At 70.6% G+C, this 16,171-nt stretch carries 9 protein-coding genes; 6 read left to right on the forward strand and 3 right to left on the reverse strand.

From position 1 onward, the window contains the following. Positions 1-316 precede the first annotated feature (316 nt). Positions 317-1,171 carry a copper resistance protein B gene (locus SK095_RS07355; RefSeq protein ID WP_414153885.1) on the forward strand — a complete coding sequence of 285 codons (855 nt, stop codon included), beginning with the start codon at positions 317-319 and terminating at the stop codon, positions 1,169-1,171. A gap of 9 nt (positions 1,172-1,180) precedes the next feature. Continuing rightward, the gene (locus SK095_RS07360) at positions 1,181-1,900 is read left to right on the forward strand and encodes a cytochrome c (RefSeq protein ID WP_320548439.1); all 720 of its coding nucleotides are present in this window, start codon (positions 1,181-1,183) and stop codon (positions 1,898-1,900) included. Between the two features lie 14 nt (positions 1,901-1,914). On the opposite strand, the gene SK095_RS07365 is transcribed toward SK095_RS07360, so the two are convergent. Further along, the gene (locus SK095_RS07365) at positions 1,915-3,333 is read right to left on the reverse strand and encodes a sigma-54 dependent transcriptional regulator (protein WP_320548440.1); all 1,419 of its coding nucleotides are present in this window, start codon (positions 3,331-3,333) and stop codon (positions 1,915-1,917) included. Positions 3,334-3,337: 4 nt separating this feature from the next. Next, positions 3,338-4,744 (reverse strand): sensor histidine kinase, encoded by a 1,407-nt coding sequence (locus SK095_RS07370; protein WP_305956030.1) that lies wholly within the window; start codon positions 4,742-4,744, stop codon positions 3,338-3,340. Positions 4,745-4,983: 239 nt separating this feature from the next. Between SK095_RS07370 and queD the strand changes: the two genes are divergently transcribed. From queD to SK095_RS07390, 4 genes are read left to right on the forward strand one after another with little or no spacing between them, the layout of a single operon-like run. Then, complete coding sequence (gene queD, locus SK095_RS07375) at positions 4,984-5,340, forward strand: 6-carboxytetrahydropterin synthase QueD (protein ID WP_136489051.1); 357 nt, start codon at positions 4,984-4,986, stop codon at positions 5,338-5,340. 15 nt (positions 5,341-5,355) lie between these two features. After that, positions 5,356-6,135 carry a TraX family protein gene (locus tag SK095_RS07380; RefSeq protein WP_320548441.1) on the forward strand — a complete coding sequence of 260 codons (780 nt, stop codon included), beginning with the start codon at positions 5,356-5,358 and terminating at the stop codon, positions 6,133-6,135. Between the two features lie 11 nt (positions 6,136-6,146). Beyond that, positions 6,147-7,370: an exonuclease SbcCD subunit D gene (locus tag SK095_RS07385; protein ID WP_320548442.1), complete on the forward strand. Its 1,224-nt coding sequence runs from the start codon at positions 6,147-6,149 to the stop codon at positions 7,368-7,370. Further along, on the forward strand, positions 7,367-11,002 hold the full coding sequence (locus SK095_RS07390) for an AAA family ATPase (RefSeq protein ID WP_320548443.1): 3,636 nt from the start codon (positions 7,367-7,369) through the stop codon (positions 11,000-11,002). The genes SK095_RS07385 and SK095_RS07390 overlap by 4 nt, the downstream gene beginning before the upstream one ends. A 152-nt stretch (positions 11,003-11,154) precedes the next feature. On the opposite strand, the gene SK095_RS07395 is transcribed toward SK095_RS07390, so the two are convergent. Then, complete coding sequence (locus tag SK095_RS07395; RefSeq protein WP_320548444.1) at positions 11,155-16,026, reverse strand: DUF4011 domain-containing protein; 4,872 nt, start codon at positions 16,024-16,026, stop codon at positions 11,155-11,157. Positions 16,027-16,171 lie beyond the last annotated feature (145 nt).

Here is a 16,171-nt window from a genome sequence, read left to right on the forward strand (position 1 = left end):
CGAGCCGGAGGATCACTCCAGCCATGCCGGCCATGGCGAAACCGCTGCCGAGGCGGCATCGGCCGAGAGCGACGAGCACAGCGCCCATCACCCGCAGACAGCCGCACCTGCAGCGGCGCCGGCGGCTGCAGGCATGCCGATGATGGATCACGGGCAGATGGGCCATGGCGGCATGGGCCATGAGCAGATGATGCAGATGCATCAGCAGCACATGCAGCAGATGCAGGGTGGCCAAGCGGGCCACGGCGGCATGAGCCACGAGCAGATGATGCAGATGCATCAGCAGCACATGCAGCAGATGCAGCAGATGCAGCAGATGCAGGGCGGCCAGGCGGGCCACGGCGGCATGAGCCACGAACAGATGATGCAGATGCACCAGCAGCACATGCAGCAGATGCAGGGCCAGCCGCAGGCAGCGCCGAGCGGCGCGGAGCACGCCGGCCACCACCCCGCCGGCTACCCGGGCAGCCCGGTGCCGCCGGTCACCGACGCCGACCGCGCCGCCGCCTTCCCCGATCTGCCGCCCCACGCCATGCACCAGGGCGGGATCAACTACCTGTTCGTCGCCGACCAGCTGGAATGGCAGGACGCCGACGAGGGCAGCGCCCTGAGCTGGGACCTCAATGGCTGGGTCGGCGGCGACATCGACCGCCTCGCCTTCCGCTCCGAAGGCGAGCGGCTCAATGGCCACACCGAGGAAGCCGAGCTGCAGCTGCTGTGGAGCCACGCCATCGGCCCCTGGTGGGAAACCGTGGCCGGCGTGCGCCAGGACTTCAAGCCGGGCTCGCCGCAGACCTGGGCCGCCTTCGGCGTGCAGGGCATGCCGCTGTACGGCCTGGAGACCGAGGCCACCGCCTTCCTCGGCGAGGCCGGGCAGAGCGCCCTGCGCCTCAGCGCCGAGTACGACATCCTGCTGACCAACCGGCTGATCCTGCAGCCCGCCGCCGAGGCCAACCTGTACGGCCGCAACGACGACGAGCGTGGCGTCGGCTCGGGCTTCAGCGACCTCGAACTGGGCCTGCGCCTGCGCTACGAGATCCGCCGCGAGTTCGCCCCCTACATCGGCGTCAACTGGCATCGCGCCTACGGCAACACCGCCGACCTGCTGCGCGAAGACGACGAGGATGTCAGCGAGGCTCGCCTGGTCGCCGGTGTGCGCTTCTGGTTCTGAGGCAGATAAATGAAAAGAACAATAACCACCCTGACGCTGGCCGGCCTTGCGGCCACCGCGGCCGGCGCCGGCATCATCTGGTCCGGGCTGATCAACGTCGGCGCCGACGATCCGCACCTCGACAGCGTGCACGCCCTGCTGAGCGCCACCCGCGAGCGCTCGATCGCCGTGCGCGCCGCCGACATCCCGGTGCCCGATCTCAGCGCCCCCGAACTGATCCGCCGCGGCGCCGGCAACTACCACTCCATGTGCATCGGCTGCCATCTGGCACCGGGCATGGCGCCTACCGAACTCAGCCAGAACCTCTACCCGGCGCCGCCGAACCTGGCGCAGATCGGCACCAACGGCAATCCGTCGGTGGCCTTCTGGATCGTCAAGCACGGTATCAAGGCCACCGGCATGCCGGCCTGGGGCAAGAGCATGGGCGACGAACACATCTGGGGCATGGTTGCCTTCCTGCAGCAGCTGCCGAGCCTGGACGCGGCGCAGTACCGCGCCCTGGTGGCGGCCAGCGACGGCCACTCGCACGGCGGCGGGGAAGGCGACATGCACGACCACAGCCGCCAGCACGACCACTCCGGGGCAACGCCAAGCCCGCAACCACCGGCAGCACCCCACCACGGTGATGGCCACGACCATGGCCACGACCAGGAAGTCGCCAACGCACCGGCAGCCCCGGAGAAGAAGGTCCACGTGCATGCCGACGGCAAGGAGCACGTCCACCACTGAGGCAGGCGCCGTTCCTAGTGGTGCCGATCCGGCCGCTCCAGCCCCAGCTTCTCGATGCGATAGCGCAGCATGTCGCGGCTCAGGCCCAGCAGGCGAGCCGACTTGGTGACGTTCCAGTCGGTGCGCTCCAGCGTGCGCAGCACCAGCTGGCGCTCCACCTCCGGCAGGCTGGGCGGGTCGTCATCGACCGGGGCGGCGAGCGGCGGCGGGCAGTCCTCGACATGGACGGGACTGCCGCCGTGATACCCCGCCAGGCTCAGCTGGTCGGGGGTGATCCGTGTGCCGCGGGCGAGCAGCACGGTCTGCTCGAGCATGTTGCGCAGCTCGCGCACGTTGCCCGGCCAGTCGTAGCTTCTCAGCAGGGCCTCGGCCTCGACGGTGAACTGCAGGTCGGACTTGCCGTAGCGGCGGCCGTGCAGGGCGAGGAAATGGCGGGCCAGGGTGAGGACGTCGCCACCGCGCTCGCGCAGCGGCGGCACCTGGATGGCGATGATGCGCAGGCGGTAGAACAGGTCGCGGCGGAAACGCCCGTCCTTGACCATCTGCTCCAGGTCGCAGTTGGTGGCGCTGATGATCCGCAGGTCGACCTTGCGCTCCTTGACCGAGCCCAGGCGGCGGATGGTGCGGTCCTCCAGCAGCTTGAGCAGCTTGGCCTGCAGCGCCAGGTCGATCTCGCCCACCTCGTCGAGGAACAGGGTGCCTCCGTCGGCGGCCTCGACCAGGCCGGCGCGACGTTCCTTGGCGTCGGTGTAGGCGCCCTTCTCATGACCGAACAGCTCGGCCTCCAGCAGGTGCGAGGGGATCGAGGCGCAGTTGACTTCGACGAACGGTCCGTCGCGACGCACGCCGTCGTAGTGCAGGGCGCGGGCGATCAGCTCCTTGCCGGTGCCGGTCTCGCCGTTGATCAGCACCACCGGCAGGTCGCTGTCGGTCATGTGGCTTTCCGCATCCAGCACCTGGTGCACCATCGCCTTGAGCGCCCGCATCGGCGCCGACTCGCCGATCAGCGCGTCCAGCCCGGCGCCGCGGGCATCGCGATGCTGGTAGAAGGACAGACGATGCTCGAGCTGGCGGGTCTCGATGGCCCGCTCGATCAGCAGCTTGAGCTCGGCCAGCACCACCGGCTTGGTGAGGAAATCGTAGGCGCCGGCCTTCATGGCCTCGACGGCGCACTCGATGTTGCCGTGGGCGGTCATCATCACCGTCTTCACCTGGGCGTCCAGGCTGCGCACCTGGCGGATCAGCTCGATGCCGGTCATCCCCGGCAGGCAGTGATCGGTGAGCAGCACGTCGGGATGCTGGCAGGCCAGGCAATCCAGCGCCTGTTCGGCACTGGAGCAGACCTGCGCCTCGTAGCCCTTGCGCTCGAGGTAGGTGCGGATGTTGTCCGCCAGGGTTTCGTCGTCCTCGACGATCAGTACGCTGTGCTCCACGACGTCAGCCTCCCTCGGCCACCCTGAAGCTCAGGCACACATGGGTGCCTACCTGCTCGCGGCTGGTCAGGCTGACCGCGCCGCCGAATCGTTCCATGATCCGCTTGACCAGCGACAGGCCGACCCCCAGTCCGCCGCGCTTGGTCGAATAGAACGGCTTGAACGCCAGCACCTGCTGCTGCTCGCTCATTCCGATACCGGTGTCGCTGACGCTCAGGATCAGCCGCTTGCGGCGCTGGTCGCGGGTCAGCTCCAGGCGCAGGCGTCCGCCCTTGGGCATCGCCTCGAGGGCGTTGGCCAGCACGCTGTTGAGCGCCTGGTTGAGCAGCACCGGATGGCTGAGCACCTTGGGCGCCGCCGCCGGCGACCACTCCAGCTGGATGCCGGCCTTGGCGATCTGCGGCTCGAAGGTGTTCAGCACCTCGTTGACCGCGCCGACCAGGTCCACCGCCTCGTGCTCGTCGTTGAGCTGACTGGAGCACAGCAGCAGCTCGCGCACCCATTTCGACAGGCGGTCGACCTGCAGGACGATGTCGTGGATGTTCTTGCGCGCCGGCGAGCAGTCCAGGTCCAGCGCCAGTTCGGCACTGGTACGGATGGCCGCCAGCGGATTGCGCAGGCCGTGGGCCACCGCCGAGGACATCTCGCCGAGGGCCACCAGGGTCTCGTTCTCGATCAGTTGGTGCTGCTGCGCGGCCAGCAGCCGCGAGGCGCGCCGCACGATCCAGAACAGGCCGAGATAGATCAGCCCGCCGCCCAGCCCCGCCGCCAGCCACAGCAGCAGGTAGGCTCGCTCCATGCGCGCGATCAGGTCGGCCGGCTCCTTGTAGATCTCCACCACCGACACCACGTTGCCGGCATTGTCCGTCAGCGGGATGTAGTTCTCGAAATAGAGGCCCTGGGGACTGCGGATGAACTGCTGCTCGGTGCGGCCGCCTTCCACCCGCCAATGGGCGTGGGCGACATGGGTCTTGACCTCGAATGCCTGCTCGAGCTCCTCGCGGTCGAGCAGGCGACGGCCGACCAGCTCCGGATTGGTCGACCAGACGATGGTGCGATCGGGAGCGAAGATGTTGGTCTGCAGGGCATCGGGCAGGCTGGAGACATGGTCGAAGAACTCGCGGCGCACCCGCTCCAGATGCAGGCGGTCGATACCGTCCGCCGAGCCATCCTCGCGGGAATCGAGGAACTCGCCCATGGTCACGCCCGGCCCGAAGTTGGCATGGCGGATCTCACCCTCGGTGAGGGCGCGGATGAACTGGGCGGTAAGCAGAGCGTCGCGCTCGATGCTCTCGACGACGGCGTAGCGCGTTGCGCTGATCGCCAGCGACACGGCGACCGCGGCGATCAGACCGAAGCTGACCAGCGAGAACCATCTGAGCAGATTGAATGGTTGCGGACCCGACACCATCACCATCCCCTTGTTTTTTATTATGGCGAGAGGACAGCCCCTCCACTTGCCCCCGGCTGTCTTCCCGCACGGTTCCCTGTGTGCTCTGTCACAAACATAGTCCAGCGCGGACGCTGCCAAGTGGCCATCAGTACCCGACCGGGGAAAAACACCCGTTTGCCGACGGGCGGCAGTGCGGGGAATGCCGCCGGCAAAGCTGGTAGACTGTCGCGGATTTTTTTCCAGCCGTGAGTGTCGCCGTGGAACTGTTCAAGGAATTCACCTTCGAAGCCGCCCATCTCCTGCCCCACGTTCCCGAGGGTCACAAGTGCGGACGCCTGCACGGCCATTCGTTCCGCGTGGCGATCTACATCGAGGGCGAAGTCGATCCCTACACCGGCTGGATCCGTGATTTCTCCGAGATCAAGGCGATCTTCAAGCCGATCTACGACCGCCTCGACCACTACTACCTGAACGACATCCCCGGCCTCGAGAACCCCACCAGCGAGAACCTCTCGAAGTGGATCTGGCAGCAGCTCAAGCCGCTGCTGCCGGAGCTGTCGCGGGTGCGCGTGCACGAGACCTGCACCAGCGGCTGCGAATACCGCGGCGACTGATCCGCAGGCTGCGCCGTGGCGGTCGCTGCCGATGCCCATGCGCCGAGTTCGCGGTCGCTGCCGCAGGCGCGCGAACGCGGCCTCGACCTGATCAAGTGGCTGGCGCTGGCCAGCATGGCCGTCGACCACCTGCGCTTCCTGATTCCCGGCCACGCGCTGCTCGGCTGGAGCTTCGTCCCCGGCCGGCTGGCCTTCCCGCTGTTCTGCCTGGCGCTGGCCGCCAACCTGGCGCGCCGCCCGCCCGGTGCCTTCGGCTCCAGCGAGCGCCGGCATCTCGGCGCCCTGCTGCTGTTCGCCGTGCTCAGCGAGCCGGCCCACGACCTGATGCTGGGTAACGCCCACAAGTTCAACATCCTCGTCAGCCTGGCCATCGGCTGGGGCATCGCCTGGGGCTGCAACGCCCTGCAGCGCGGCCCGCTGCTGCTCGCCGGCCTGCTCACCGCCGGCGCCGCCTGGCTGCACGCCAGCCTGACCTACGGGATGCTCGGCGTGCTCTTGCCGACCCTGTGCCTGCTCGCCCTGCAGCGCGGCGGCCCGTGGCCGGCGCTGGCGACCCTGACGGTGCTGCTGGCCAACCTGACCCCGCGGCTGTCGGCCGCGCTGCAGGCCGGAGAGCCGCGCGACTGGCTGATCACCCTCAGTTGCCTCGCCGCCCTGCCGCTCGGCCTGTGGCTGCTGCGCGCGGTGCTGCCGGCGAGCCTGCGCGTCCCGCCGGTCGGCCGCTGGGCCTACTTCTTCTATCCGCTGCACATGCTGGCGATCGCCGCGGCCGCCTGGCTGCTGCGCATGCCTTGAGGGAGCGAATCATGCGCCTGATCCACACCTCCGACTGGCACCTGGGGCAGACCCTGCACGGCCAGGACCGCGACTTCGAGCACGCCGCCTTCCTCGCCTGGCTGCTCGATACGCTGGTGGCGCAGCGGGCCGACGCCCTGCTGATCGCCGGCGACATCTTCGACACGGTCAACCCGCCGCTCAGGGCCCAGGAGCGCCTGTACGACTTCGTGGTCGAGGCGCACCGCCGCCTGCCGCGCCTGGACATCGTGATGATCGCCGGCAACCACGACTCCGGCGGGCGCATCGAGCTGCCGGCGCCGCTGATGCGCCGCCTCAACGCCCACGCCCTCGGCCGCATCGAGTGGCTGGACGAGGACGCCCTGGACAGCGCGCGCCTGCTGCTGCCGCTGCTCCGCGAGGACGGCGAGATCGGCGCCTGGTGCCTGGCCATGCCGTTCCTGCGCCCGGCCGAGGTCACCGGCGGCGCGGTGGGCGACGACTACCTGGCCGGCATCGAGCGGGTGCACCGCGAGCTGATCGCCGCCGCCGAGGCGCGCCGCACGCCGCAGCAGGCGCTGGTGGCGGTCAGCCACGCACACATGGCCGGGGCGGCGGTGTCGGAGGACTCCGAGCGCAACATCGTGATCGGCAATGCCGAGGCGCTGCCGGCCAGCCTGTTCCCCGAGGCCGTCGCCTACGTCGCCCTCGGCCACCTGCACAAGCCGCAGCAGGTCGCAGGTCAACCACGCATCCGCTACAGCGGCGCGCCGCTGCCGCTGTCGTTCGCCGAGGTCAACTATCCGCACCAGGTGCTGCTGATTGAGCTGGACGGCGCGAGTCTGAGCAGCGTCGAGGCGATCCGCGTGCCGCGCGCGGTGGACATGCTGCGCGTCGGCCCGGCTCCCCTTGTCGAGGTGCTGGAGCTGCTCGCCGCCCTGCCCGCCAGCGCGCTTGAGCGCGAGCGCCAGCCCTGGCTGGAGGTGCGCGTGCAGCTGGAGCAGCCGCAGCCCGACCTGCGCCAGCAGATCGAGGCGGCGCTGGACGGCAAGGGCTGCCGGCTGGTGCGCATCGCCAGCGAATACCGCGGGCGCGGCGAGGAAGCCGCCCCACTGGTCGGCCTCGACCAGCTCGACCCGCAGGAGCTGTTCCGCCGCAGCTGGCAGGCAGAATACGGCAACGAAGCCGATGCCCAGGTGCTGGAGGACTTCCTGACCCTGCTGCAGGAAGTGCAACTGCAGGGAGAGCCAGCATGAAGATCCTCGCCATCCGCCTGAAGAACCTCGCCTCGCTGGCCGGCGAGCAGGAAGTCGACTTCACCGCCGAACCGCTGGCCAGCGCCGGCCTGTTCGCCATCACCGGACCGACCGGTGCCGGCAAGAGCACCCTGCTCGACGCGCTGTGCCTGGCGCTGTTCGGCGAGACGCCGCGCCTGCAGCACGCCAGAGCCGCCCTCAAGGTGCCGGACGGCAGCGACAACGAGGCCCTCGGCAGCGACGACGGCCGCAACCTGCTGCGCCGCGGCGCCAGCGGCGGTTATGCCGAAGTGGACTTCGTCGGCGTCGACGGCAAGCGCTACCGGGCGCGCTGGGAAGTGCGCCGCGCCCGCGACAAGGCGACCGGCAAACTGCAGAACAGCCAGCAGAGCCTGCGCGACCTGGACGGCGACCAGCTGCTGGCCACCAGCAAGCGCGAGTTCGCCGAGCAGATGGAGCAGCGCCTGGGCCTCAACCTGCAGCAGTTCACCCGCGCCGTGCTGCTGGCGCAGAGCGAGTTCAGCGCCTTCCTCAAGGCCGACGACAACCAGCGCGGCGAACTGCTGGAGAAGCTCACCGACACCGGCGTGTACAGCCGCATCGGCAAGGCGGCCTACGCCGCGGCCAAGCGCGCCCGCGAAGCGCTGGAGGAATTGGAGCGCCAGGCCGGCGGCATCCGCCCGCTGGCCGATGAGGAGCGCCGGACGCTGGAACAGCAGCACGCCGAGGCCGTCGCCCAATTCAAGGCCGAGCAGGCCACCCTGCAGAGCCTGGAGCAGCAGCGCCAGTGGCTGGTCGAGCGTGACCGCCTGCAGGGCGAGCAGCAGGCGGCGCAGGAGCAGCTGGACGCCGCCCTCGCCGATCAGGCAAGCCTGGCCGGCGAACGCCAGACCCTCGCCCTGCTCGAACAGCTCGCCCCCGAGCGCCACCGCTTCGCCCGTCAGGCCAAGCAGGGGCCGCTGCTGGCCGGACTGGAAATCGACCTGCAGCGCCATGGCGAGCAGCAGCAGGCGCTGCAACAGCGCCTGGGCGAACTGGAAGCGGCCGCCCGACAGAGCGCCGCCGCGCAGGAGGCCGCCGAGCAAGCCCGCCAGCAGGCCGAGGCGCCGCTGCGCCAGGCCTATGCCGAGCAACAGCGCCTGGCCGAACTGCAGCAGGAGCTGACCCGGGCGCAGCAGGCCGAGCAGCAGGCGCGCGACGCCTGGCGCGCCGGGGAAACCGCGCTGGCCGGGCTGCAGGAGCGCCAGACCCGCCTGAGCGGCCAGCAGGCCGCACTGGCCGAGCGCCTGCAGCGCAGCAGCGCCCTGCACGCGCTGGGCAACGCCTGGGACGGCCACCGCCCGCGCCTGCAGCAGGCCGTGCAACTGGCCAACCAGTTGGCCAAGGGCCGCGAGGAACTACCGGGGCTGCAACAGGCAGCTCGCCTCGCGCAGGAGCAGCTGACAGACGCACGCCAGCAGCTCGACGCCCTGCAGCGGCAACTCGGCGGCAACCCGGCGGCGGAACAACTGGCCGCGCTGCAATGCCAGCTCGGCGAGTGGCGCCCGCGCCTGAGCGCCCTGGAAGAAGCGCAACGGCTCTGGCAGCGGCGTGCGGAGCTGGCCAGCGGGCTGGCCAAGACCCAGGCGCGCGCCGCCGAACTGCAGGCCCGCCGCGAACAGTGCGTGACCAGCGGCAAGACGACCACCGCCGAACTGCAGAGCGCAGAAGAGGCGCTCAAGCTAACCGTCAAGCTGCTGGAACGGCAGCGCCTGGCGCGCAGCGCCAGCGTCGAGGAGTTGCGCGCCCAGCTGCGCGACGGCGAACCCTGCCCGGTATGCGGCAGCGCCGAGCATCCGTATCACCACGGCGATGCTCTGCTCGCTGCCCTCGCCAGCCAGGACGAAGCCGAAGAACAGCGCGCCCGCCAACAGGTCGAGCGGCTCAGGGAGCGTCAGACCGAACTGCGCACCGAGTATCGCGAGCTGGAACGCCAGCAGGGCGAAGCAGCCCAGGAGCAGCAACGGCTCGCCGGCGAACTGGGCACGCTGGACGGCGACCTCGCCACTCACGCTGAACTGCTCGCTCAACCAGAGGAACGGCGCGGCGACTGGCTGGCCGCGCAACTGGCCGACCTGCACCAGTCCATCCGCCAAACCGAGCAGCGCCAGGATGAACTGCTCAAGCTTCAGCAGCGCAGCGAGCAGCTACAGCGCCAGCATCTGGCTGCCGAGCAGGCCAGCCAGACCGCCAGCCGCAATCTGGACCACCAGAACCAGCGGCTGGGCGAAGACCAGCAGCGCCTGGACGCCGAGCTGCAGGCCTTCGCCACCCTGCTGCCCGGCGACTGGCTGCAACGCTGGCAGAGCGAACCGGCGCGCAGCTTCATGGCGCTGGACCGCCAGGTGGCCGAGCGCCTGCAGCAGCTGGACGAGCAGCGCGAGCTGGAGGCGGAATACCGCGAGCGGCAGACCGTTCTGGACAAGGAACGCAACGACCAGTCCCATCGCCAGCAGGCCCTACAGGCCTGCAGCGCCCGCCTGGGCGAGCTGGAGCAACTGCGTCACGCGGCCGAAGCCAGCCTGCGCCAGTGCCTCGGCGAGCAGCCCAGCGCCGCCGCCTGGCAACGCCAGCTGGAGCAGGCGGAAAGCCGGGCTCGCGCTGCCGCCAACGCTGGCAGCGAGGCGCTGCAGCAGGCCCGCCAGCAGCAGATCCGCTTGAACAGCGAGGGCGACAACCTGCGCCAGCGCCTGCAGGCGTTGCAGGCCGAGCAGGCCGAACTGCAGCGGGAACTGGGCGTCTGGCGTGCCGGCCACCCGCAGCTGGACGACGCCACCCTCGCCGCCCTGCTCGCCCGCCCGGCCGGCGATCTCGCCCAGCTGCGCGAGCAGCTCAAGGCCGCCGAGGACGCCGTGACCCAGGGCCGGGTACGCCTGGACGAGCGCAGCCAGCAGCTGGCCACGCACCTGGCCAAGGTGAGCGAAGCGCCCGAGCCGGCTATGCTGGAGCAGGCGCTGGGCGAACAGCGTCAGCGCTGCGAGCAGGCCGAACAGCAGGCCACCGACCTGCGTGCCTCGCTGGTCGAGGACGACCGCCGCTGCCAGCAGAGCCGCGAGCTGCTGACACGCATCGCCGCCGCACAGGCCGAACACCTGCGCTGGGGGCGGATCAGCGCGCTGATCGGCTCGGCCGACGGCGCCACCTTCCGCAAGATCGCCCAGGCCTACAACCTCGACCTGCTGGTGCAGCACGCCAACCTGCAACTGCGCCAGCTGGCCCGGCGTTACCGCCTGCAGCGCGGCGGCAGTGCGCTGGGCCTCTTGGTGCTGGATACCGAAATGGGCGACGAGCTGCGCTCGGTGCATTCGCTGTCCGGCGGCGAGACCTTCCTGGTGTCGCTGGCCCTGGCGTTGGGCCTGGCGTCGATGGCGTCGAGCAAGCTGCGCATCGAGTCGCTGTTCATCGACGAAGGCTTCGGCAGCCTCGACCCCGAGTCGCTGCAGCTGGCCATGGACGCGCTGGACAACCTGCAGGCCCAGGGCCGCAAGGTGGCGGTGATCTCCCACGTTCAGGAGATGCACGAGCGCATCCCGGTGCAGATCCGCGTGCAGCGCCAGGGCAACGGGGCCAGTGCGTTGAGCATCGTCGGCTGACACCTTGACGATGGTGCCCACGCTCCCGCGTGGGCACCCCGCACGGGCGCTCCGCCCCCCAGCGAGCAAGCTGCTCTCTGTAGTAGGGGCGAATTCATTCGCCTATGCGAGGCGTTTTGGCGAATGAATTCGCCCCTACAGCGGATGTGCCGCTATGCGCCGGCCTTGGCCCGCTGCCGCTCCAGCAGCCTGAGCAGCTGCTGGTCGAGCTTGTCGAGGGTGCCGACCGGGTCGAGCCAGTAGTCGGTGGACCACAGGCGCAGGATCTCCCAGCCGAGGCCACGCAGCACGCTCTCGCGGATCTTGTCGCGGTCGCGGGCGGTGGCCGAGCGGTGGTAGGTGGCACCGTCGCACTCGATGCCGGCCAGGTAGCGCCCCGGCGCGTCGGGATCGACCACGCCCAGATCGATCCGGAAGCGCGACACGCCGACCTGCGGGTGCAGCACCCAGCCCTTCTCGGCCAGGGCGCGCGCCACCGCCTCCTCGAACGGCGAGTCGAAGCCGCCCACCGAGCCGTGCACCGCCTCGTCCAACGCCCGCGCGCCGCGCTCGGCGAATTCGAGGAAGTGCTTGAGGTCCTTCACCCCCTCGGCGGCCGTGCGCGACAGGTCGATCTGCTCCGGGCGCAGACTGGTGAACACCTTGAGTTCGCTGCGCGCGCGGGTGATCGCCACGTTGAGGCGGCGCTCGCCGCCGCTCTTGTTCAGCGGGCCGAAGTTCATGCTGACCAGGCCGAGGCTGTCCGGGCCGAAGGTGGTGCTGAACAGGATCAGGTCGCGCTCGTCGCCCTGCACCGACTCGAGGTTCTTGACGAACACCGGCTCGATCAGCGCCTCGTCGAAGTGGCGGTCCAGCGCCGGGTTGGCCCGCCGCGCGGCGTCCAGCAGGTCGAGGATCAGGGTCTGCTGCTTCTGGTTGAAGGTGACCACGCCGAGGGTCAGCGCGCCCGGCTCGACATTCTCCAGCCGTTGCTCGATCTCCGCCACCACCGCGTCGGCCTCGGCGCGGTTGGTCTGGCTGCCGCCGCGGTCGTAGCTGCCGGCGACGTACTGCAGGTTGACCGCGCGGTCCTCGGTGGCCGGCGACGGGAAGGTGATCAGCCCGCCCTTGTAGTAGCGGTGGTTGGAGAAGGCGATCAGGCTCTCGTGGCGCGAGCGGTAGTGCCAGGACAGGCCCACGGTCGGCAGGTTGGCGCCGAGCAGTTCGTCGAGGATGCTCTCCAGATCCTCGTCGTCGCTGCCCTCCTCCTCGCCGGCCTGCGCCGCGCTGAAGAAGCTGGTCGGCGGCAGCTGTTTCGGATCGCCGACCACCACGGTCTGCCGACCGCGGGCGATGGCGCCGATGGCGTCCCACACGGTGATCTGCGAGGCCTCGTCGAAGATCACCAGGTCGAAGGCCTGGCCGGCCGGCAGGTACTGGGCGATCGACAGCGGCGACATCAGCAGGCACGGGGTCAGCGCGCCGATGGCGCTGGGCGCTTCGGCGAGTAGCTGGCGCAGCGGCTTGTGGCGGGTCTTCTTCTCCAGCTCGCGGCGGACGATGCCGAACTCGCTGGACTTCTGCGCGTCCTCGCGGTCGACCAGACCCTGGCGGATGCGCATGCGGATGCACTGCGCGGTGATCTCCCGCACGCGGTCGTCGAGGGCGCGGAAGCTGGCGATCTTGCGCTCGTGCTCGACCGAGACGAAGTTGCGCAGCGCCGGGGTGGCGTCGATCTTCTGCACCAGCCACCAGCGCGCGTAGTTGACCTCCAGAGCGCGCTGCGCCTGGCCGGCCGGCACGCGGCCCTGCTCGAGGGCCTCGACCAGCGGCAGCAGGCCGAGCGCCAGCGCCTCGCCGCGCACGCGCAGCCAGGCGCACCAGGCGTGCAGGCGGCCGTGGCCGGCCTGCAGGCGGGCGGTCAGTTCCAGCAGGCTTTCCAGGCCGGCGAGGCCGGGACTGTACAGCTCGTCGACGCTGCGCCCGGCCAGGCCGGCGAACTCCTCCAGCGCCTCGGCGAAATCGCCCTGCAGCTGCAGGTAGCGGCCGCACAGGCGGCCGACCGGGGCATCGGCGGCGAGCAGTTCGTTGGCGTCGACCACCAGCAGACGCAGGCCGCTGCGCAGCGCGGCGAGCTGCTCGGGATCGGTGGCCAGCGCGGCGAGCAGCTGGCGCAGGCGCCAGGCGGTATCGGCCAGCGCACGCAGCTGCTGCGCATCGGAGTCCAGCCCGCGCCAGCCGGGCAGGCCGTCGAGGCGGGCGAGCAGCGGCTGCAGCTCGCCGTTGACCACCTGCAACTCGCACAGCGCCGGCAGATCGGCGTCGATCCGCGCGGCCTCGCCGACGCCGGCCTGTTCGTGCAGCCAGGCGTGGAACTGGCGCAGCTTGAGGATCTTCAGCGGCCACCAGCACTCGCTGGCCTCGCGCCAGCGCCGCTCCATGGCAGCGAGGTCGAGTGCCAGCAGGCGCTCGCGCGGCCAGGGCACCGACAGCTCGCCCTCGGCCCTGGCGAAGCGCTCGAGCAGGCCGACCGCCCGGTTGAGCGCATCGAGGCGCTCCAGCACGTCGGCCTGGAAGGCGAAGCCCAGCTCCTTGCCGATGGTCTGCGGCAGCAGGTCGAGCAGTTGCTCCAGCGCGGCGAGCTGGCCGCGGCCGTTGAGCGGGCGGATCAGGCCGAGGCGCTGGCTCAGCTCGATGAGCGCACCCTGCAGGGTGCGCGCCCGTGCCGCCAGGGTCTCGGCCTGCTGCAGCAGCGCCTGCTGCCAGGCCAGGCTCCACTCCTCCATCTGCACGAAGGCCAGCGGATGGCCGGCGAGATCGCCCAGCTCGGCGGCGTTGAGGTCGATACGCTCGGCCACCGCCAGCAGCTGCTCGCGCGCCGCGGCATCGTGCTGGTCGGCGCTGGCCCAGCGCAGGCGCACCTCCGGCACCTGCGCGCCGGCCACCGCGCTGGCCAGCGCCTGGCGGACGCTCAGGCCGTTGCGGCGGGTCTCGTGCAGGGCCTTGACCAGCTGGTTGAGCTCGTCGCGCAACAGGCGCAGGCGCTGGGTCTCGCGCTCCCACTCGCCCGGCCCCAGCTCGGCCCCGGCCTGCCAGGCCGCGCCGAGCTGGCGGATCACGTCCTGCTTGCGCGCCTTGTTGGAGTGCAGCTCCAGGCAGAACTCGCCGAGGCCGTGCTCGCGCAGGCGGCGGTAGACCACCTCCAGCGCCGCGGCCTTCTCGGCGACGAACAGCACGCTGCGCCCCAGCGCCAGGTTGTGGGCGATCATGTTGGCGATGGTCTGCGACTTGCCGGTGCCCGGCGGGCCGATCATCACGAAGTTGCGCCCCTCGGCGGCGGCCACCACCGCGGCGAGCTGCGAGGAATCGGCGGACAGCGGAGTGAACAGCTGCTCGGGGCTCAGCCGGCGGTCCAGCTCGCGCGGCTCGACGAACTCGCCGCTCTGCGCGAACGGCTCGCGCGGGGTGTCGAGCAGATGGCGCACCACCGGGTTGTCCTTGAGCTGCTCGACGCGGTCGACCAGGTCCTTCCACATCAGGTACTTGGCGAAGGAGAAGGTGCTCAGCAGCACCTCGTCGACCACCTCGAAGCCGTCCAGCTCGAGCACCTCGCGGCGCAGGCGGGTGAGGATGCCGGCGATGTCCAGGCCGCGCTCGTCGGTCGGCAGCAGGGCATCGAAGCCCTGGATGTCGAGGGCGAAGTCCTGGCGCAGCATCTCCAGGAGGGTGGTGTTGAAGCGCGGCTCGTCGTCGCCGAGGCAGAGGCGGATGCCGGCGTTGATCGACTTGCGGGTCAGGCTCACCGGCACCAGGATCAGCGGCGCGCGGTAGCTGCGCTCCGGCTCGCCGGGACGCCGCCAGCGCAGCATGCCGATGGCGAGGAACAGGGTGTTGGCGCCGCCCTCCTCCAGGTCGGTGCGCGCCTTGCGGTACAGCTCGACCAGGGTGGCATCGAGCTTGTCGGCCTCCAGCGGTGCGAACAGGCGGCCCTTGGCCAGCGCGGCGAGCGCCGCCTGCGCCTGGCCGGCGGCCTCCTCGGGCGTGGCGGGGCTTTCAGCGCTGGCGGGACGCTTGGGCAGCGCATCGACGGCGAAGCTCCTGCCGTCGGCCAGCAGGTCCTCCAGCGCGGCCGGATCGGGCGCCAGCAGCGGGATGGCGACCTTGCTGTCGCGCAGGTTGAGCAGCGGATTGCGCAGGGACAGGTCGAGCAGGCGGCGCTGCCACTGCGCCAGGCGCCCGCCCGGACCGGCGGGCAGCTCGTCGTCCGCCGCAGCCGGCACGGCCAGCTCCGGCGCTTCCAGCACGCGCGGGTCGGCGGCCGGCATGGCGGGCGCATCCAGCGGGCGGATCTGCGCGGTGCGCGCCTGGGCGAGATCGAGCACCAGCACGAAGCGCTCGTCGTCATTCAGGCGCTGCTGGGCGGCGCGGATCGCCTCCTTGAACGGCACGCCCTGGCCGAGCAGGCCCGTATCGAACAGCAGCACTTCCTTCAGTTGCACGCGCTTGCGCAGGGCCAGCACGTCGCTGGTGCAGATGCGCGGGAAGCCGCCCTCGCCGTTCAGCCACAGGCCGGCGTAGGCATGCTGGTCCTCCAGCACGATCAGCGGATGCAGGCCGAGGCGTTCGAGCAGCGCGGCGCACAGCAATGCCGTGTCGAGGACGCTGGCGCTGCGGCCCTGGACGATCTGCGCCGGGCTGCGCAGGCGCTGCGCCTCGCCGAGCGGCGCGGGCAGCGGCAGGCCATCGAGGCGCAGGCCGAGCAGCACGTTCCACAGCGCCGCCGTCTGCAGGCCGAGGCGCGCGGTATCGGCACTGGCATAGCCGTGCAGGCTGGCGTCGTGGCCGTTGCGCCTGAGCAGTTCGCCGGCCAGCGCCAGCAGCTTGTCCAACACGCCCTGGCCGGGCAGGCAGAAGGCCGCCAGCCGTTCGGGGGCTTCGCGATAGCCGGGCCACGGGTGACGTTCGGAACCGGCGATGTCCGTCGTCCCGGGCGGGTCGTTCTCCGCGCTGCGGCTCTGCTCCGGGGCAAGGGCGTGTTCGGACATCCGGGGGTCTCCAGCGGCGGGCCGCGCTACGACGGCCCAGTGCCGACGCGCTGGCGTCGGCAGCAGTGTTCATGGGGGAAAAGGCGCCAGGCACCTGTACGGGCGAACAGTATCCGCGGCTGCCGTGCAGGTAAAGGTTTTTTCC

This window comes from Pseudomonas sp. AN-1 (assembly GCF_034057115.1).
GTDB lineage: Bacteria > Pseudomonadota > Gammaproteobacteria > Pseudomonadales > Pseudomonadaceae > Geopseudomonas.